This window comes from Allopusillimonas soli (assembly GCF_004153445.1).
GTDB lineage: Bacteria > Pseudomonadota > Gammaproteobacteria > Burkholderiales > Burkholderiaceae_B > Allopusillimonas > Allopusillimonas soli.
The window spans coordinates 71,054-90,698 of the sequence record NZ_SDQC01000007.1; the positions used below are offsets into that span (position 1 = coordinate 71,054).

The 19,645-nt window shown below is 61.6% G+C and carries 16 protein-coding genes and 1 tRNA gene; 6 read left to right on the plus strand and 11 right to left on the minus strand.

Going from position 1 to position 19,645, the window contains the following annotated elements; genetic code table 11:
- Positions 1-34: 34 nt before the first annotated feature.
- A complete protein-coding gene (locus tag ERD78_RS18175; RefSeq protein ID WP_129971231.1) occupies positions 35-733 on the plus strand; it encodes a DUF6776 family protein in 699 nt (232 codons plus the stop codon).
- Positions 734-799: 66 nt separating this feature from the next.
- On the opposite strand, the gene glnQ is transcribed toward ERD78_RS18175, so the two are convergent.
- From glnQ to ERD78_RS18210, 7 genes are all read right to left on the minus strand, one after another.
- A complete protein-coding gene (gene glnQ / locus ERD78_RS18180) occupies positions 800-1,528 on the minus strand; it encodes a glutamine ABC transporter ATP-binding protein GlnQ (protein ID WP_129971233.1) in 729 nt (242 codons plus the stop codon).
- Between the two features lie 32 nt (positions 1,529-1,560).
- Complete coding sequence (locus ERD78_RS18185) at positions 1,561-2,400, minus strand: ABC transporter permease subunit (protein ID WP_245152528.1); 840 nt, start codon at positions 2,398-2,400, stop codon at positions 1,561-1,563.
- Positions 2,401-2,497: 97 nt separating this feature from the next.
- Positions 2,498-3,259 (minus strand): glutamine ABC transporter substrate-binding protein GlnH, encoded by a 762-nt coding sequence (gene glnH, locus ERD78_RS18190; protein WP_129971235.1) that lies wholly within the window; start codon positions 3,257-3,259, stop codon positions 2,498-2,500.
- A gap of 128 nt (positions 3,260-3,387) precedes the next feature.
- Positions 3,388-4,179: a MetQ/NlpA family ABC transporter substrate-binding protein gene (locus tag ERD78_RS18195; protein ID WP_129971237.1), complete on the minus strand. Its 792-nt coding sequence runs from the start codon at positions 4,177-4,179 to the stop codon at positions 3,388-3,390.
- A gap of 46 nt (positions 4,180-4,225) precedes the next feature.
- Positions 4,226-4,885, minus strand: coding sequence for a methionine ABC transporter permease (locus ERD78_RS18200; protein WP_129971239.1), 660 nt, complete (start codon positions 4,883-4,885; stop codon positions 4,226-4,228).
- Positions 4,882-5,892, minus strand: a complete 1,011-nt coding sequence (locus ERD78_RS18205; RefSeq protein ID WP_129971241.1) for a methionine ABC transporter ATP-binding protein — start codon at positions 5,890-5,892, stop codon at positions 4,882-4,884. Before ERD78_RS18205 ends, ERD78_RS18200 begins: the two co-directional genes overlap by 4 nt.
- Positions 5,893-6,141: 249 nt before the next feature.
- A tRNA-Lys gene (locus ERD78_RS18210) sits at positions 6,142-6,217 on the minus strand.
- A gap of 17 nt (positions 6,218-6,234) precedes the next feature.
- Between ERD78_RS18210 and ERD78_RS18215 the strand changes: the two genes are divergently transcribed.
- Entirely contained in the window at positions 6,235-7,083 is an 849-nt protein-coding gene (locus tag ERD78_RS18215) for a metallophosphoesterase (RefSeq protein ID WP_218940906.1), read from the plus strand.
- A gap of 74 nt (positions 7,084-7,157) precedes the next feature.
- Here ERD78_RS18215 and ERD78_RS18220 read toward each other — a convergent pair whose 3' ends face one another.
- Both ERD78_RS18220 and mnmC read right to left on the minus strand, forming a co-directional pair.
- A complete protein-coding gene (locus ERD78_RS18220) occupies positions 7,158-9,365 on the minus strand; it encodes a glycoside hydrolase family 31 protein (RefSeq protein ID WP_129971243.1) in 2,208 nt (735 codons plus the stop codon).
- A gap of 161 nt (positions 9,366-9,526) precedes the next feature.
- Positions 9,527-11,503 carry a bifunctional tRNA (5-methylaminomethyl-2-thiouridine)(34)-methyltransferase MnmC2/FAD-dependent 5-carboxymethylaminomethyl-2-thiouridine(34) oxidoreductase MnmC1 gene (gene mnmC, locus ERD78_RS18225; protein ID WP_129971245.1) on the minus strand — a complete coding sequence of 659 codons (1,977 nt, stop codon included), beginning with the start codon at positions 11,501-11,503 and terminating at the stop codon, positions 9,527-9,529.
- A 110-nt stretch (positions 11,504-11,613) separates the two neighbouring features.
- On the opposite strand from mnmC, the gene ERD78_RS18230 reads away from it, so the two are divergent.
- The 4 genes from ERD78_RS18230 (at position 11,614) to mgtE (ending at position 15,641) form a co-directional block, all read left to right on the plus strand.
- Positions 11,614-12,462, plus strand: coding sequence for an inositol monophosphatase family protein (locus ERD78_RS18230; RefSeq protein WP_129971247.1), 849 nt, complete (start codon positions 11,614-11,616; stop codon positions 12,460-12,462).
- A gap of 43 nt (positions 12,463-12,505) precedes the next feature.
- On the plus strand, positions 12,506-13,705 hold the full coding sequence (locus tag ERD78_RS18235; protein ID WP_129971249.1) for a M20 aminoacylase family protein: 1,200 nt from the start codon (positions 12,506-12,508) through the stop codon (positions 13,703-13,705).
- Positions 13,706-13,803: 98 nt separating this feature from the next.
- Positions 13,804-14,148, plus strand: a complete 345-nt coding sequence (locus ERD78_RS18240; protein ID WP_129971326.1) for an acyl-CoA thioesterase — start codon at positions 13,804-13,806, stop codon at positions 14,146-14,148.
- Between the two features lie 14 nt (positions 14,149-14,162).
- Positions 14,163-15,641: a magnesium transporter gene (gene mgtE, locus ERD78_RS18245; protein ID WP_129971251.1), complete on the plus strand. Its 1,479-nt coding sequence runs from the start codon at positions 14,163-14,165 to the stop codon at positions 15,639-15,641.
- Positions 15,642-15,710: 69 nt separating this feature from the next.
- Here the strand turns inward: mgtE and secA are convergent, their stop codons facing one another.
- Together secA and ERD78_RS18255 are read right to left on the minus strand one after the other, a co-directional pair.
- Entirely contained in the window at positions 15,711-18,482 is a 2,772-nt protein-coding gene (gene secA / locus ERD78_RS18250) for a preprotein translocase subunit SecA (RefSeq protein ID WP_129971253.1), read from the minus strand.
- A 96-nt stretch (positions 18,483-18,578) separates the two neighbouring features.
- The gene (locus tag ERD78_RS18255) at positions 18,579-19,640 is read right to left on the minus strand and encodes a M23 family metallopeptidase (RefSeq protein ID WP_129971255.1); all 1,062 of its coding nucleotides are present in this window, start codon (positions 19,638-19,640) and stop codon (positions 18,579-18,581) included.
- Between the last annotated feature and the right edge of the window lie 5 nt (positions 19,641-19,645).

The window sequence follows — 19,645 nt, forward strand, 5'->3', positions numbered from 1 at the left end:
CAGGCCGGCATCGCATCACAGGAAAATCACGCCCATGTTCGGTTCATCCAGACGCCCAGCATTCAAACCCACCGCCTACGGCGCCACGCGCCGGCCGCGACGCATACCGCGCTGGCTGGTATTGATGCTGACAGGCGTGGTGCTGGGCGCAGGCGGCCTGCTTTTCCTGCAGAAAAGCTATGGGCCGCAGCGGCTTACCGTGGAGCAGTCCGAGCAACTGCATTACGATCTGAACAGCCTGGCCATGGACAAGCAGCGCCTGCAGTCGCAGGTAACCGGCCTGCAAGCCGACCTGAACGACACACGCTCCAAGCTCGAAGCGCAAACCAAGGAACTGGCCGACGCCAAGGCCACCGTCCAACAGCAGCAGAAAGACATCGGCATGTTCGCCCAGGCCATGCCGCCCGACCCTCGCGGAACATCCCCGGGCATACGCGCTGCCAGCTTCGACGAGCGCGATGGCACGCTGTCCTACCAGTTCCTGGTCATGCAGGAAGAAGACAAGGATAGCCTCTTCAAGGGCACGGCCGAATTCGTGGCCGCGGGCCGTTATCCCAATGGACGCTCCGGCAACATCGATCTGCCGGCACAGGAAGTCAGCCTGGAGCGTTATACGCAGGTCATGGGCACGGCGGAAATGCCCAACGGATTCAAGCCCCGGCAAGTCACCATTCGCATTCACCCCGAAGGGTCCAAGAAAGTCGTGGCGACACGCACCATTCTCGTACGCTGAGCGGCAAACCCGTATATCGGCCGGCAAAGCGTGCCCTGGCCTGCACAGCCTGGGCACATAGGCTGCTCAAGCCACGTGCTGTAGAAAATCCTTGAGCCGCTGCGATGGCGGATTGCTGAGCAGCTCGGCCGGCGGGCCATCTTCCGCGATCTTGCCTTCGTCGATGAACAGCAGGCGTGTGCCCACTTTGCGGGCAAACTCCATCTCGTGCGTCACCACCACCATGGTCATGCCCGACTGCGCGACATCCTGCATCACCTTGAGCACCTCGTGGCGCAATTCTGGATCCAGCGCCGACGTAGGCTCGTCAAACAGCATGAGAATGGGCTTGATGGCCAAGGCCCGGGCTATGGCTACCCGCTGCTGCTGGCCGCCCGAAAGCTGGCCTGGGTAGTGATCCATGCGTGCGCCAAGTCCGACCTTGTCCAGCAGCGCCTTGGCTTCCTCGCGCGCCTTGCCCTTGGGCACGCCCCGTGTATGGATGGGGCCGAACGCCACATTCTCGAGCGCGGTAAGCTGTGGAAAGAGATTGAACTGCTGGAAGACCATCCCCGCCTCGCGGCGCAGCTCGCGCACCTGCGCGCCCTTGCCCCGCACACTGAGGCCGTTGACGACAATATCACCTTCCTGGATGGTTTCCAGCACGTTGATACAGCGCAGCATGGTTGACTTGCCCGACCCCGAAGGGCCCACGATCACTACGACCTCGCCTTTCTCTATGGTGAGGTCTATGCCATCCAGCACCGTATTCGTGCCGAAACGCTTTATGACATTCTTGAATTCGACAATGCTCATCAGAATCTGCTCCGGTATGCGCTTGTGCGGCGTCAGATGATTTGTGTGCGGTGCTCGACAAACTTGAGCGTCAACGCAATGATGCCGGTGAGAATCAGATAGATGACTGCCACCGCTCCCCAGATTTCGACCGACCGGAAATTGCTGGCGATGATTTCCTGGCCTTGGCGCGTCAGTTCGGCCACGCCGATCACGATGAACAGTGATGAATCCTTCAGACTAATGATGCACTGATTGCCCATGGCGGGAATCATGCGGCGCAGCGCCACCGGCCCGATGATATAGGCCAGAATCTTGTAGAAAGGCAGGCCCATGGCCTCGCCGGCTTCCTTCAGGCCTTTGGGCACCGACTGCAGGGCGCCGCGCACGATCTCGGCAATATATGCGCCCGAGTTGATCACCAGCGTGAATATGGCTGCCGGCACGGCCTCCACCCGCCACCCGAAAATCAGCGGCACGGCAAAATAAATGAACATGACCTGCACGACGATGGGCGTACCGCGTATTACCAGGATATACACCTGCGACAGAAAGGAGAGCGCCACAGGAATATAGGCCGCGAAACGAACCAGCAGCACGATCGCAACCACGACCTGAATCGTTGTCCATGCCCAGTCTGGCACGCCTGACAGCAGGGTGGCGCCCACCCATGACGCCAGATGCGACAACAACGACAGCACGGCAAGCGCCACGATGGCGGTAAGCACGGTTTTCCAAGTGACCAGCACCCGTACATAGGTGGTGATGACGCCCGTGAGGAAACCAATGATGGTTCCCCCGATGAGGCCCAGCAGCGTGATCTGGACAGTGAGCTTGGCGCCTTGCATGAGGCTGGGCATTGCATCCCAGATGACAGACCAGTCGAAATTCACGGTTATCGCCTTGTAAAAGTGGCTCCGCCCGGGCAGACGGAAACAAAAAACGGCGACCCAGTGCGCTCACCGGTCGCCGTATTGTGGTCTGGCGCCTTTACTCGGCCTTGGCGGCCTTCTCGCCGAACCACTTGCTGTACAGAGCGTCGTACTTGCCATTGTCCTGCAGCGTCTTGAGCGCCTTGTTCACCACCGGCACGAGCTTGCTACCCTTGGGGAATGCAATGCCGTAGTAGTCACCGCTCTTGAGCGAGCCCACGACCTTGACACGGCCCTCGCCGCCCGTCTTGGCGTAGTACTGAACGTTGGGCGTGTCATGCACCACGGCGTCAACACGTCCGGTGGCCAATTCAAGGAAAGCGTTGTCGATGTTGGGGAAGAGCTTGAGTTCCGCTTCGGGGACATTCTTCTTCAGAAAATCGACGGTGGCGGTGCCTATTTTCACGGCCACGGTCTTGCCTTTCAGATCCTTGGCCGTCTTGATGTCGTTGTTGTCTTTCTTAACCAGAATGGCCAGGCCGCTTTCATAATAAGGATCGGAGAAGTCAATGACCTTTTTGCGATCGTCGCGAATGGTGATGCCGGCCAGCGCGGCGTCGAGATTGCCCGTCTGCAGTCCAGGGATGATACCGTTGAAGTCCATCGGACGCAGCTCGTACTTCAGGCCGGCCTCTTTGGCAATGGCATCCCAGAGTTCGATGTCGAAGCCCGTGTACTTGCCATCCTGCTTGAACTCGAAGGGCACGAATGCGGTGTCGGTTGCGACCAGGAGTTCCTTGTCCTGCGCTGCGGCGCTGGCGGGCAATGCCAGAGCAAGCGTCAAGCCTGCCAGGAATGCTTTGGCTTTGTTATTGAACATATTGGGCTCCTTTTTAAAAAACATATGGTAACCGATAGAGCCGGGCCTCAGATAGCAAATAGGGGCCGGATGAACCCCTAGGCGGCGCGGCTGAGGAAAAATGGGGGCGATTGTGTCGCCCCCATTGATCAGAATGCCGGGACGATGGCGCCCTTGTACTTGGTTTCGATGAACTTGCGCACGTCCTCGCTTTGCAATGCCTGCACCAGTTTCTTGATAGCCGGATCGTCCTTCTTGTCCTCGGTGGTGGCCACCAGGTTGGCATAGGGCGAATCGGAGCCTTCGATGAACAGCGCGTCCGCGACGGGATTCAGGCCGGCCTCCAGCGCATAGTTGGTATTGATCAGCGCCAGATCCACATCAGGCAGCACGCGCGGGAGCGTGGCGGCCTCGAGCTCCTTGAACTTCAGATGCTTGGGGTTTTCCACCACGTCGCGCGACGTCGCCAGGATATTGCCGGGATCCTTGAGCTTGAGCAGGCCCTGCTTCTGCAGCAGGAGCAGAGCGCGCGCACCGTTCGATGGGTCGTTTGGCAATGCCACGAGCGCACCGTCCTTCAGGTCCTTGATATCCTTGATCTTGCTGGAATATGCGCCGAAGGGTTCGACGTGCACGAGGCCTACACTGACCAGATGCGTGTCGTGATCCTTGTTGAATGAATCAAGATAGGGTTTGTGCTGGAAGAAGTTGGCATCGATATGGCCATCGGCCACTTGCTGATTGGGTTGAATATAGTCGGTAAATACCTTGATATCCAGGTCCACGCCTTCCTTGGCCAGCACAGGCTTTACGTGCTCCAGCAACTCGGCATGCGGGACAGGGGTGGCGGCAACGCTTAGCGTTTCAGCCTGTGCGGGCCCCGCCAGCAGCACGGCAAAACCCAGCGCCAGCGCGGGCGCGAATTGTTTCAGCAGAATCATGGCAACTCCTTCAAAAGAATGCGGGCGGCAGTGCGCCGCACCGCCGTTATCGACGGCTCAGCCTGGCGACCAGCCGGTCGCCGAACACCTGCAGAAGCTGAACCAGCACTATGAGAATGACGACCGTCACCAGCATGACATCGGTTTGGTAACGCTGATACCCGAAACGCAGGGCCAGATCGCCCAGGCCGCCGCCGCCTATGACACCCGACATGGCGGAATACCCCACCAACGCGATGGCCGTAACCACAATGGCCGCGACTATGCCCGTGGTGGCCTCGGGAATCAGGGCCATGAGCACTGTCTGGCGCGAGTTCGCGCCCATGGCTCGGCAGGCTTCGGAAACGCCGGGATCCAGTTCACGCAGCACGTTCTCGACCAGCCGCGCGAAAAACGGCGCTGCACTGACCACCAATGGCGGAATGGCACCCTGCACCCCCAAGGCCGTACCCGCCAGGATGCGGGTAAGCGGGATCATGACAATGAGCATGATGAGAAACGGCACCGAGCGCAGTACGTTGACGACGAACGACAGCACCTGGTACACAGGCCCGTTGTCCAGCATCTGGCCCTTGCTCGACAGAAACAGCAGTATGCCCAGCGGCAAGCCTATCACCACCGTGAACAGCAGCGAGAATCCTGTCATCAAAAGGGTGTCGATAGTGGCCTGCCCGATCAGCGGCCAGTCTATATTGGCAAACATCATGGTCGCAGCACCTCGCACTTCACGCCCTTGTCGCTCAGGAAAGTCTCCATCTGCTCAAGCGCAGTGCTGCCGCCCTGCGCTGATACCACCAGCTGACCATAGGGCGTGCCCTTGATGCTGCCCACCGATCCCTGCAGTATGCTCAGGTCCACGCTCAGCTCGCGGCTGACACGGCTGAGCATCGGCTGCGCCGTGGCGTCGCCGCGAAAGCTCAGGCGCAGCAGGCGCCCAGCCACGCCATGCGCCATGTCGCGCCAGCCCTCGCCATCCATGCCGCTTTCGGAAAGCAGCGACTGCGTAACGGCGTGCTGCGGATGCAGAAAAACATCAAGGACGCTGCCCTGTTCCACAATGCGGCCCGCATCGATGACGGCGACCCGGTCGCAGACCGTGCGGATGACGTCCATGCCGTGGGTGATAAGCACTATGGTCAGCCCCAGGCGCTGGTTGATATCCAGCAACAGCCTAAGAATGGACTGCGTGGTCTCTGGGTCCAGCGCGGATGTTGCCTCATCGCACAGCAGTAGCTCGGGCCGGCTGGCCAGCGCGCGCGCTATGCCCACCCGTTGCTGCTGGCCTCCCGACAGTTGGCGCGGGTACTTTCCCGCGTGTTCCCCCAAACCCACCAGGGCCAGTACTTCGTTGGCGCGTGCATCCTGTTCTGCGCGCGGCATGCCGGCCAGGCGCAACGGAAACCGCACATTGTCCAGGACGGTACGGGAACGAAGCAGATTGAAGTGCTGGAACACCATACCGACCCGCCGCCGGTAGTCGCGCAACTGCGCATCCGAAAACTGGGTGATGTCCTGGCCGTTCACCCATACCCTGCCCTCGTTGGGACGCTCAAGCAGATTCAGCATGCGGATCAGCGTGCTCTTGCCCGCACCGGAACGGCCAATGATGCCAAAGACCTCGCCCTGTGATATCCGAAGGTCGACACCCGCCAACGCATGCGAGATGCGTCCCGGCGCGGCATAGGTCTTATGGAGATTTTCTAGGCGGATCAAAATGAAAAACGCTGTGGAAGCAATGGAAGAATAAAGGGCGCAAGCATAGATTATGCGGCTGGGGCGATGTAATTTAACATAACCCTAAAGCCAGTTATATAAATTACTTATAACCATAAGAAATTAAAACCAAGCGCGGCAGCCCTAACTCGCCGCCAGGTCCCTGGCCTTGTCTGGCCACAATCCGGCGCCCGGCCTACAATAAAAAAGGCCGCGCCCTGGGGCGCGGCCTTTTTCCGTATCTCGATGTGGTGGGTCGTGCGCGGCTCGAACGCGCGACCAACGGATTAAAAGTCCGGTGCTCTACCAACTGAGCTAACGACCCAACCGAAGCATGCGATTATGACGCGATTCAAAAACACTGTCAAACCAGCAAGTGCCCCGCCCCATATTGCCGAACGAGGCTTTGTGCGCCTGCAAATCATGTCGGACCTGCACTTGGGCCAAAGCGGCTTTGAGGTACCCAGTACCGATGCCGATATCGTCGTGCTGGCCGGCGATATAAACCGGCCCCAGCAAGCCGTGGCGTGGGCGCGAAACATAGACAAGCCGGTTCTGTACGTACCTGGCAATCATGAATTCTATGGCGGCAATCTGCGCGACACGGTGCCTGCCCTGCGACACCACGCGCAAGACAGCCGCATACAGATTCTGGATAACGACGAAACGGTGCTTTACGGCCTGCGCTTTCTGGGCAGCACGCTATGGAGCAGTTTCGACCTGGATGGTCCGGGCGCCGCCCGCGAGCATGCCATTGCCGAGGCGCTAGGCTTCATACGTGACTTCAGCCGAATCGGATCCGCCGACAATCCTGGCGCACCTTTCTCGCCTGACGAAATGGAAGCGCTGTTCGCGCGCAACCGCAGCTGGCTGCAGGAGCGGCTTGATCAGCCCGCCGTCGAAAATACAGTGGTCATCACCCATCATGCCCCCTCCCGGCGCAGCATCCACCCTCGCTTTGCGGGCTCGCCCCTCAATGCCTGCTTTGTCTCCGACAGCGAGCACCTGCTGGACGGCAGGCGCGCTTTCCTGTGGATACACGGCCATACCCACAACAGCTTTGATTATGCGGTGAACGGAACCCGGGTGCTGTGCAATCCGCGTGGCTATCCGATGAATGGCGCCATCGAAAACGATGCATTCAACCCTGCCTTTACCGTGGATGTGCCTTTGCGGCGAATGCCCGCCTGACTGCTGGCGCCGCGGGCCGCGAGAACGGCGGGCCGGAAGCAATTCTTGGATTCCGGCCCGTATGGGCGCTTGACCTAGCGGGCTCTGGAGATGCGAACTTCGGCGCCGCGCCGCTTGACTTCAAGCCCTTCGGACGGCAGGATCTTCAGGCCTTCGAGACCCTTGATGTAGCTGGAGCCTTGCATCTGCATGACGCGGATCTTGTTGCGCATGACGACGGGGCTGTGCTCGGGCATGCCGAACATCCAGACCTCATCCAGAATGCGCGCGGAGTTGAACTCGCCCGAATGTTGCACTGTTGGCCCCAGGCACAGCATGTGCCCTTCCCGGCCGAACAGTGGCAGGGTATCCAGGCCCGCTTCCACCGTCCAGGTGGTGCCACCCTCGTAGCGCCAGCCTGTATTCAGGTCCCACCATGCGTCGCCCTCGGGCAGATACACCTTGACCTGCTTGCCCGGCTGTAGCACCGGCGCCACCAGCAGCGCGGGCCCCAACATATACTGCGTATCCCACGCCTGCGCCACATGATCCGATGGAAACGCCAGCGCCATGGAGCGTTGCACAGGCAGTCCGGTGCGTACGGCATCCTCGATGATGCCCAGTACATAAGGCACCAGCCTATAGCGCCACTGTAGCCAATGGTGCACCAGCGATTGCGTGGCTTCATCAAAGGCCGAAGGCAGCAGCGCGGGCACCGACTGGAATGAAAAATTGGCCGAGAAGACGCACATGGCGAGCCAGCGGATGTAGAGCTCGGGCGTCATTTCACCAGCGGGATGCGCCGCCGAACCCAACGCATGGGTTTGTACCGGTACGCCGCTGTCGCCCAGCGATAACGATGTGCGCAGGGTGTGTTCCAGCGCCTGCCAGCCGTTGCCGGTACGCGGCCCGGTTTGCCATGCAAAGCGCTGCACGGAGGGAAACAGGTCGCTGCTGCATACCACGCCTTCCTGGGGCGTCTTGTGGCCGGCGACGGCATCGAACAGAGCGGCACGCGCCAGCAGCGGATAAATCGTGCGCAAGACGGCGCCGCTCTCGCCCCCGCGCGCGGTCAGGCCGTCAGGGATGTCGTACTGCGCGTTGCACACAGGTGCCAGCAAGCCCTCGTCGAAACACTGGCGCTGGCGCTCGACCCACAGCTTGTAGACGTCTTTGTGAGTCAGGTCGAGCAGCGCGAAATCATGTCCATCCGTAATGTCCGTGCCTTTGAAGACATGGGCGTTGCCCTCGTCATCGATAAGCAGCCAGCCGCGATCCTCCCACTCGGAGAACAGCTCCGTGCCTTTGAGCACACCAGGGAAGGCAGGCGCCGCCAACTGCAAATTGGCATTCTGGAAGCCGCCGACAAATGTGCGCGCATCAGGCACGCGCGCCGCGTCCCATTCGTAAGCCGGTTTGTCGGCCTGGAAACCGCACGGCGAAGGGGGCGCAAGCTGAACGACATCGAGCCCCCATTGCCTGTCACGGAAAGTCTGGGCAAGCGCGAGTGTTTCCGCGCCGGACTGGCCCGCAGGCTGCTCCAGCCACACGCCCATCAAGGAAAGGCCTGGCTGGACTGCCCGTCCGGTGAGCGCCGTATATTGATTCAGCACTTCCGAGGGGTCGCCGACAAAAATGAACAGATCGAGCACCGGGCCATGTACGGCCACCTGGTAGAGCTCCGGATCGCTCGCACCCAGGTCGTGCTCGACCCGGTTCAGCGTGTTGAAGTAGAGCCCCCAGCCTTTGGTGCTCCATACGAGCGGCAGTACGCGGTCGGCGGCTTGGTCGGAGACGAGACTGGCACCCCGTCGATCGAGATCGCCGCTGGTTTCGCCCGCCCCGTGTATGGCATCGTCGCCATCCAGTTCGGTACAGAACGTCCATAGCGCCACCTGCGCATCGTAGCCCAGCGTGGCACCCTCCAGCGTGGTAAAAAGCATCTGCCCGGCACGGGACACTTCGAGACGCAGGGGATCACGGCTGACCTCAAGCAGCACGTCGCCTTGCTCGAGACGCCATCCCCGCCCTGCGGGATCGGCCACCGAGCTGACTGCCAGCTCTCCCACGGCTTCTTCACGCGCCAACAGCATCCCGGCATGAGCTCGCGCACGCAGGCCGGGTTTCTCGGGGTGCAATGCCTCGGGTTGGCCGCAACGCAGGCGATACACGCCAGGGGCATGCGCCTCGATTTCAAGCTGTAGGCCGTCGGCCAGGGAAAAATCGGCGCGCGTCGATTTGGAAGTGATGAATTCCAGGAAGTCGAGTTGTGTCACGTTATCTAGATTGGACTTAAGCGGCACAGCGCAATCCTCGGGGCGTCGCCCCAAAAACGTTCAAAAGATAGTATTTTGACGGATTTGGCTCATAAAATAAAATCGTCCGCATTTTTATGCTTTGCAGGCATAGTGCATTTCGGCTCCGGCAAGGTGCCCAAAACCCGGCATCCCCTTGCCTGCAGCCGTTAACGGGGCCGTATTCTGGTCAGCAGGGATCGCTCCAGCGGCATGGGTTCACGGTTCAATGCCGCCGCGATGATGTCGCCGGCCAGCGCCGACCAGGTCAGTCCGCGAGAGCCATATCCACAGGCAAGCCAAAGGCCGGATGCCCCGTCCATGGGGCCGATGACGGGCAGGCGGTCTCGCACCGCCGCGCGCCACCCCGCCCAGCCCCCCACAACGGCATCAGCGCGCCAGACGTCCGCATCCGGATATCCAGCGATTGCCGTTGTGGTCCCGCCAACACCCGCCGCGGAAGCGTGCCCCAGCAGATCAGCCAGCTTGCCCAGAATCTCCTGGTGTCCGCGCGCCGTGACCCGGGCCTCGCCGGTTAGCTTGTCGTATGTGCTGCCCGCCACCATGAGCGCCGCTTCATCCGTGAAACGGCCCGCACCCGTTTCGTCTACGCAGTAGTCCAACGCAGGCAACAGATAGCCTTCGCCTGCGACAATGGCCCGCGCATCGGGCAATGCCCGTGCACGCAAGTAGGAGACCTGCCCCGCAATGGATGCCATCTCCGCCACTTTCGCGGGCACGGCAAGACCTGGCACCGAAGCCAGCAGCGCGGCCGCATGCCGGGCATTGGCCAGCACCACTTGCGAAGCCCGAGCCACTACTTCCCCACGGCTGTCCAACGCTTCCCATGTTTCGCCGTCGCCGCGACGCAATCCCGCCACATGTTTCGCGTGGCATGTAACCCCCGGAAACATGAATAGCGCGTTGAGCAGCGGCTCAGGCAGCACGCGTTGACCCTGGGCAAACCACATGCCGCCATATGGCAGGGAGCATCCCGCCTTGCGCGATGCCTCCGCCGCCTCCATCCAGCGCACCCAGTCGGATGGAAATGCAAGTTCGGCCAATGCCTGCCGGCCAGTTCGTGCCTCGGCCTCGCAGCGCGCCGGCGTCAGCGTGCCGCACACCAGCGGCCTGGCAGCATCGTTCAGCCCCTGCCAGCGCTGCAGCGCCCGCTCGGCGCCTGCACGGCTCAACCGAGAGCGGATATCGTCGTCCCGCGTGGCGACCGGCGTCAGCGCGGCCGCCAGGTGGCCGCAATGGCTTGCGCCCAGGCCTTCCCGGAAAATCGGGTCGAGCACTGTCACGGCATGGCCGCGCAACGCCAGGGCCTGCGCCACACCGGCGCCAGCCAACCCGCCCCCCACCACCAGCACCGGCTGTCGGGATGGCCGGCTTGAGTACGCCTGCGCTCCCGGGGGTCGCCGCATTTCAGACCGAACTGTCGCAGCGACCATATCCCGCTTGCCTCCGAAGCCAGGCAGCTTGGACACCAGGAATCCCGCTGCGGCCAGATCGCGCCTGACCTGGCCTGCGCTGCACCAGGTCGCGGCCGTGGCATCCTGATTCGCCAGGCGCATCATCTGGCCGAACAGCGAGCGCGTCCACATCTCGGGGTTGCGGCGCGGCGCGAAGCCATCCAGGAAGAACGCATCGACGCGCGCATCGACCTCCTTCGCCATACGGGAGACGCTGCCGAAGGCGAGGGTAAGGGTGACGGCACCGTCTTCGAACTCCAGCCGGTGCAGGCCTGGCAGCAAGGGTGGCCAGGCCTGCAGCAGCTGGTCGGCCAGCGCCCGGGCCTCGCCTTCGAGCGGCGCCGCCAGCCACTGGCGCAACGCCTCGCGTGTGAAGGGATGTGCCTCGAAAGACAGCACATGCAGGCGTTCACAGCGTTGGGGATCGCTGCGCCAGGCGAGCCACAGGGCCAGAAAGTTGTTGCCCAGGCCAAAACCCGTCTCGCAGACAGTGAACGAAGGGGCGCCGCGCCAGCGGCCGGGTAAACCGTTGCCGCCAAGAAACACATGGCGCGCCTGCGCCAGCGCTCCCGCCCGTGCGTGATAGACATCGCCGTATAGTGGACTGTGGGGCACGCCATGCCCATCGGGCGTTGCAACGGCCGGGACAAGTACTTCGTATTTGCGGGACATGGCTGAGTAACGTAAATTCAAAAACCATCACGTACAATGCAACGTGACCGGGGCGCGAGACGCCGGGGCATCAACAAAGCGTACACGCAATTCCTAGGGGCTTTCACAGCATGCAATCAACCCGTTTACCGCTTAGCGACTGCCTGGACGCAGCCGTTACCGCAGCCCATGCCGCCGCCGCCATTTTACAGGCGTACTCGCTCGATCGCGGCAAGCTGGTGGTCGATGCCAAGATGCACAACGATCTGGTATCCCAGGCAGACCGGGAATCCGAAGAGGCCGTCATCGGCATACTGCGCGAGCGCACCCCCGATTTCGGCATCGTGGCCGAAGAAAGCGGCGGCAGCACCGGCGGTCCGGCCTCCTGGTACATCGACCCGCTCGACGGCACCACCAATTTCATTCAAGGCATTCCCCAGTATGCCGTTTCCATTGCGCTGGTTGCCCATGCGGGCGCCATTGTCGAAGGCGACGCGCCACTGGATCGCGATGTGCCCGTCATCGGCGTGGTCTACGACCCCAACCGCGAAGAACTCTTCACAGCCATGTACGGCGTGGGCGCCTGGCTCAACGAGCACCGCATCTCCGTATCCGGCGCCCGTTCATTGGCCGACTCGGTGCTTGGCACCGGCTTCCCGTTTCGCGATTTTTCTTTTGCCGACCAATACATGCCTACGCTGCACCGGGCGATCAAGAGCACCCTGGGCGTACGCCGTCTGGGTGCGGCGGCGCTCGACTTGGCCTGGGTAGCCTGCGGCCGCTACGACGGCTACTGGGAAATGGGTCTCGCGCCGTGGGATGTCGCCGCGGGCACGCTGCTGGTGCGCGAGGCAGGAGGCATCTGCGAAGACATCCATCATCGCGACCCATGGCCCATCTCGGGCTACATCTACGCGGGCAATCATCACACGGCACCTGCGCTCGACGCCATGATTCAGCCTCATATGAAGAAAGACTAGAATAAGGCATGCCCAACGGCACGGAAATCCCGGAGAAGAAATCATGAAACTCGCAGAAGCCATTATCGGCTGGCAAGCCGAAATAGCCGAAATCCGCCGCGACATCCACGCGCATCCGGAGTTGGCTTACGAAGAGAACCGTACATCCGATCTGGTGGCGGCCAAGCTGGAATCCTGGGGCATCCCGGTACATCGCAACCTGGGCGTCACCGGTTTGGTCGGCGTCATCCAGGGCAAGTCGGACAACGGTCGCGCGCTCGGTCTGCGAGCGGACATGGACGCCCTGCCCATGAGCGAAGTCAATACCTTCGAACATGCCAGCCGCCATCCCGGAAAAATGCATGCCTGCGGGCACGACGGCCATACCGCCATGTTGCTTGCCGCCGCACGGTATCTGGCGCAGCATCGGGACTTCGACGGCACTGTCTATGTCATCTTCCAACCTGCCGAGGAAGGCCACAAGGGCGCCAAGGCCATGATAGACGACGGCCTGTTCACCCGTTTTCCCATGCAGGCTGTGTTCGGCATGCACAACTGGCCGGGCATGTCCGCCGGAAGTTTCGCCGTGAGAGGCGGTCCCATGATGGCCTCCAGCAATACTTTCGAGATCAACATCCGCGGCAAGGGCGCGCATGGCGGTATGCCCCACCTGGGCGCGGATCCGGTCATGGCCGCGGTGCAGATGGCGCAAAGCATGCAGACGATTGTTTCGCGCAACTGCAACCCGGTAAAGCCGGCAGTGCTCAGCATTACCCAGATCCATGCCGGCTCGGCCGACAATGTCATCCCCACCGATGCTGTGCTGCGCGGCACTGTACGCACTTTCTCCGAGGATGTGCTCGATCTCATCGAGCAGCGCATGCGCGAGACAGCCGAACACACGGCATTGGCGGCTAACTGCACGGCCGAGTTCAATTTCGACCGTAAATACCCGCCTACGATCAACCATGACGATGAGGCAGCGTTCTGTGCACAGGTCATGCAAGGCATCGTGGGCAAAGACAACGTCCATACCGAGATCGATCCCTCCATGGGCGCAGAGGATTTCGCCTTCATGCTGCTCGAGAAACCGGGCGCTTACGTATGGATAGGCAATGGCGACGGCACGCACCGCTCTCATGGCCATGGCATGGGACCCTGCATGCTGCACAACGGCAGTTACGATTTCAACGATGAATTGATACCGCTGGGCGCAACCTATTGGGTCGAGTTGGCTCACCAGTGGCTGGCCAGGGCTGCCTGACCGCCTCCGATCCAGATACCTTCGTACCGGATGTTCACGTGAACGATGCCACCCACACTGTCCTGCCCCCGCCCGAACGCCACGCCGTGTTGCGTGTCATGCCGCAGCCGGCGGATGCCAATATCCATGGCGACGTCTTTGGCGGCTGGATCATGGCCCAGGTGGACATCGCCGGCGCGATTCCCGCCACACGACGGGCAGCTGGCCGCGTCGCCACGATTGCGGTCAATTCGTTCACATTCAAGCAGCCGGTATTCGTCGGTGACCTGCTCAGCTTCTATGCAGAAATCATCAAGGTTGGCAGAACATCCATTACGGTGTCGGTCGAGGTCTACTCCGAGCGCCAACGACTTGAAATGGAAGTCGTGAAAGTCACCGAAGCCACGCTCACTTACGTCGCAACCGACGACCAGCGCAAAAGCCGTCCCCTTCCACCCGTATAACAACAAGGTTGCCTATGTCGGATCTCCACGCCGAACCGGAAAGCGTGCCGATCAATATTCCGCGTCGCCTCGACCCGGAAGATGCACAGCTGGCCCTTCAGAAGCTGCAGTCCATCCTGCGCCGCCAGGAAGTGGTGGAGGCGTTGACGGAGCGCCAAAATGAGTCCAACGATCGGTCCCACCTGCTGGACGGGCTGCTGCACCGTCAGCATGAGAACGAAATCCGGTCCATCATCAATACGCTGCATCCGGCCGATATCGCGTTCATTCTCGAATCGCTTCCCGTACACGAACGCCAGGCTGTGTGGGCCCTGGTGGACTCCGCCTTCGACGCCGACGTGCTGCTGGAGGTGGACGACTGGGCGCGCGAGTCGCTCATCAAGTCCATGGATCACCAGGACCTGGTCAAGGCGACCGGGGAGATGGATGCGGACGAGATTGCCGACCTGGCTGCCGACCTGCCCCCCGACGTCATCGCCGAGGTGCAGCAGGGTCTGACCGACGCCGAGCGAGCCCAACTGCTCGAGGCCATGGGCTATCCAGAAGACACGGTGGGCGCCATCATGGACTTCGACATGGTGCGTGTGCGCGAGGATGTTTCATTGGAGGTCGTCCTGCGTTATCTGCGCCGCTTGGTAGAGCTGCCTGACCACACCGATCAGGTGTTCGTGGTGGACCGCCAGGACAGGCTGCAGGGTACCCTGGGGCTGTCCACATTGCTGGTGCGCGATCCCGATGTGCAGGTGTCAGAAGTGATGCTGACAGACTTCCTCACCCTGAATCCCCTCGACTCGGATGCCGATGCGGCGGGCGCGTTCGAACGCTACGACCTGGTCTCGGCACCGGTGGTGGACGATCAAGGACGTCTCATAGGCCGCGTCACCATCGCCGATGTCGTGGACGTCATTCAGGAAGACTCGCAGGAGCAGGCGCTTTCACGTGCCGGCCTGCAGGAAGAGGATATTTTCGCGCCCGTCATGGACGCTTTGCGCAACCGTGCTCCCTGGCTTTTCGTGAACCTATGCACTGCAGCCACAGCCTCGCTGGTGGCCTCCCGATTCGAGGACACGGTCAGCCATATCGTCATCCTTGCTTTTCTCATGTCCATCGTGGCGGGCATTGGCGGCAATTCCGGCAATCAGACCATGACGATGATCATTCGCGCGCTGGCCATGGGCCGGGTCACCGGCTCCAACGCCTGGCAATTGGTGCGGCGCGAAATGACTGTTACATTTTTGGTCGGCCTGTGCGGCAGTTTCGTGGCAGCGGGCTTTGCCTGGGCGATTTCGGGCTCTTTGGCCGTAGCGGCCGTCATGATGGCCGCCATGATACTCAATATGCTGATAGGCGCATCGCTGGGCGTGCTGATCCCCATGCTGCGCGACCGTTTCGGCAAGGATCCGGCTGTCGGCTCGTCGGTGCTGCTGACATTCGCCACCGACTCGCTCGGCTTTTTTATTTTTCTCGGCCTGGCCACCGTATTCCTGCTGTGAGCGGCGCCGCCGCGGAGAGCGGCTGCGCCAAAACCAGCGTGAAATAAAGCCGGATACTTTGCGTCGGGCTCAGGCCAGGCGGCCGTGGCAATGCTTGTATTTCTTGCCGCTGCCGCAAGGGCATGGGTCGTTGCGGCCAACCTTGGGAAGGTTCGCCGACCGTGCGGCCTGCGCCTGGCGCGCCTCGCGGGGGTTGACCTGGGCTGCCGCGCCTTCGGCCAGACCCGGATCCTCACCGCTGAGTGCCGCGTCATAGTCGGCGTGGTGATATGTGACATTCTCGAGATTGGCCTCGGATTCCTCGACCTGCACCTGCTCGCGCGATTGGATGCGCACAGTCATCAACACGCGAACGACTTCGTTGCGAACCCGCTCAAGCATGGCCGAAAACAGCTCGAAGGCCTCGCGCTTGTATTCCTGCTTGGGATCTTTCTGGGCATACCCACGCAGGTGTATGCCCTGGCGCAGGTGATCAAGCGACGACAAATGGCTGCGCCAGTGCGTATCGATGGATTGCAGCAGCATGGACCGCTCGAAGGGCGCCCAGCCTTCCTTGCCGACCAGATCCACTTTTTCCTGGTAAAGGCGCCTGGCTTCCGCCAGCACCCGCTCGAGCAGGTCGTCGTCTGTGAGTTGCGGCTCCTTCTCCGCCATTTCGGTCAGGGCCAGCGGCAATTGCCATTCGGACTCCAGCGTGGCCTGCAGACCCGCCAAGTCCCATTGCTCCTCGACGGAGTCCTCGGGCACATAGGCGCGGAACTGCTCGGTGAGCGCGGCGTCACGCAGTCCTTCGATGGTTTCCGACACATCCTGGGACTCCAGCACCTCGTTGCGCTGCGAATAAAGCACCTTGCGCTGGTCATTGGCCACGTCGTCGTATTCAAGCAATTGCTTACGGATGTCGAAGTTGCGCCCTTCGACCTTGCGCTGGGCAGACTCGATGGAACGCGACACCATCTTGGCCTCGATGGGCTCGCCTTCGGGCAGACGCAGCCGCTCCATGATGGCGCGGACGCGGTCACCCGCGAAAATGCGCATGAGCGAATCTTCGAGCGACAGGTAAAAGCGCGAGGATCCCGGGTCGCCCTGGCGCCCAGCGCGACCGCGCAGTTGATTGTCGATACGGCGGGATTCGTGACGCTCGGTGCCGATGATGCGCAGGCCGCCGGCAGCCTTGACGGCTTCGTTGGCAGGCTGCCAGGCCGCCTTGATCTCCTGGACACGCGCGTCCTTTTCTTCCGATGACAAGGACTCGTCCTTGCGCACCAGGTCCACCTGCTTCTCAACGCTGCCACCCAGCACGATGTCGGTGCCTCGGCCAGCCATGTTGGTGGCGATGGTGATATGGCCCGGCTTGCCGGCTTCGGCAACGATCTCTGCCTCGCGCGCGTGCTGCTTGGCGTTGAGCACTTCGTGCGGAAGCTTGGCCTTGACCAGCAGTCCGGACAGGCGTTCGGAGTTTTCGATGCTGGTCGTGCCCACCAGCACGGGCTGTCCACGCTCGTGGCAGTCTTTGATGTCCACCAGGATGGCGTTGTATTTTTCCTCGTCCGTCTTGAAGACCTGATCGTTCTGGTCGTTCCGGATCATGGGTCGGTTGGTGGGGATGATGACGGTTTCCAGGCCGTAGATTTCCTGGAACTCATAGGCTTCGGTGTCGGCCGTGCCCGTCATGCCCGCCAGCTTCTCATACATGCGGAAGTAGTTCTGGAACGTGATGGAGGCGAGGGTCTGGTTTTCGTTCTGGATCTTGACGCCTTCCTTGGCCTCCACGGCCTGATGCAGGCCGTCGGACCAGCGCCGGCCCGTCATGAGGCGGCCGGTGAATTCATCGACAATCACGATTTCGCCATTCTGCACCACGTACTGCTGATCGCGGAAATACAGGCTGTGGGCGCGCAGGGCAACCATGAGATGGTGTACCAGCGATATATTGCGCGGGTCGTACAGCGATTCACCTTCGGGCAGGATGCCAACCTTGGCCAGGATTTCCTCGACCTTGACCTGCCCCGCCTCCGACAGATATACCTGCTGCGCTTTTTCATCGACCCAGAAGTCGCCTTCGGGTTCCGGCTCGTGGGGTTTGGGTTCCGCCTCCATGCGCTCGAGCATGGGCGGCACGACATTCATGCGTACATACAGCTCGGTGTTGTCTTCGGCCTGACCGGAAATGATGAGCGGTGTGCGGGCCTCGTCGATGAGAATGGAGTCCACCTCGTCGACGATGGCGAAGAACAAGGGACGCTGGCGCCTGTCCTCGGCGCGGTACTCCATGTTGTCGCGCAAATAGTCGAAGCCGTACTCGTTATTGGTGCCGTAGGTGATATCGGCCACATAGGCGGCGCGCTTTTCCTCGTTGTCCTGCTGCGGAACGACGACCCCGACCGACAGGCCCAGGAAGTTGTACAGCCGCCCCATCCACTCGGCATCGCGACGGGCCAGGTAATCGTTGACCGTGACCACATGCACGCCCTTGCCGGCAAGCGCGTTCAGGTACACCGCAAGCGTCGCCATCAGCGTCTTGCCTTCACCCGTGCGCATCTCGGCAATCTTGCCGTTGTGCAGAGAGATGGCGCCGAGCATCTGCACGTCGAAGTGCCGCATGCCGAATACGCGCTTGCTGCCTTCGCGCACCACGGCAAAAGCCTCCGGCAGCAGGTCGTCGAGCGAAGCCCCTTCGGCCAGCCGCTGGCGGAAGGCGGGCGTCTTGGCTGCCAGCTCTTCGTCGGAGAGCGCCTCCATGGAAGGCTCAAGCGCATTGATGCGCGATACCAGCCGGCGATACTGCTTGAGTATGCGGTCGTTGCGACTGCCTATGATCTTTTTCAGCAAAGAAACCATTCTTGTATCGTCGAGGGGATACGCCCCATGGCGGCGCAAACCCGCAATCCTGTCTTTGAGGGTTGGCGGAAAGATTCCGCAGGAAAACGCTACAGTTTAACGCAGGCGCGGACGAGTGTTGATTTCAGGCTCCGAGGCCTTGGCAAGCAGGTGAACGGATTCCTTGCCATCCGAAGCGTTTGCGGGTGCCGCTGCCGACTGGCCGCCCTCTTTTCCGGGGGCATGGGCGACCAGTGCCTCCGATGGCGCGGGCAGAAACAGCTTGGGATCGAGCGGATGTCCGGCCATGCGCACCTCGAAGTGCAGATGAGGGCCAGTGGAGCGCCCTGTACTGCCCACACGGGCAATCATCTGCCCTTTTTCGATCAGGTCGCCCAGCTTTACATTGATGGAAGATGCATGCGCATAGCGCGTGACCAAGCCGTTGCCATGGGTGATTTCCACCAGCTTGCCATAGCCGCTCACGTACCGGGCCTCGGTGACAACGCCACCGGATGCCGCGTGTATGGGCGTACCCTTGGGCGCGGCAAAATCGAGGCCCTCGTGCAAGGTGTGCCTGCCCGTGACTGGATTGCGGCGCCAGCCAAAGGACGAACTGATATAAGGATAATCGACCGGCGTGAAATTGGGCAGGCCGGTCTCCGCGCCTGCGCGCTTGGTGAGCACGAGATCAAGCATGCCAAGCCAGTCTTTCTGGTCCGACAACTGGCGTGCCAGGGTGTCAAGCTCCCGCCCCAGCCCTTCGGCCGACCAACGGGCGGCGCCGCCTCTGATGTCGTCCATGGCGGGCGCGCTGTCCTCGTCGAGGCTGGCCTGAACCTCGGGATCGGTATAGGACACGCCCGCAGCCTTCGCCACGCGACGGCTCAGGCCGTCCATGGCAATGACCTGCGCTCGCAGATCGCCCACCCGGGCGGCCAATTGGTTGACGTTTTCACGCACAAAAGCCGAATCGCGCGACAATTGCCGGGCAATGACCTGCTCCTGTTCGGCGCTGAGCGACGGCCGTTCGTGATGCCCCATCCGTGACTGGACCCATGCGCCCGCGGCGGCCGACACGCCCATGGCGGCAATGGCAAGGACGACAATAGCCAGGCCTCGTGCGCCCTTGCGGGTAGAATCGATGTAGGGGCTGTTTGAGCTACTGCGTTTTTGCATACTTA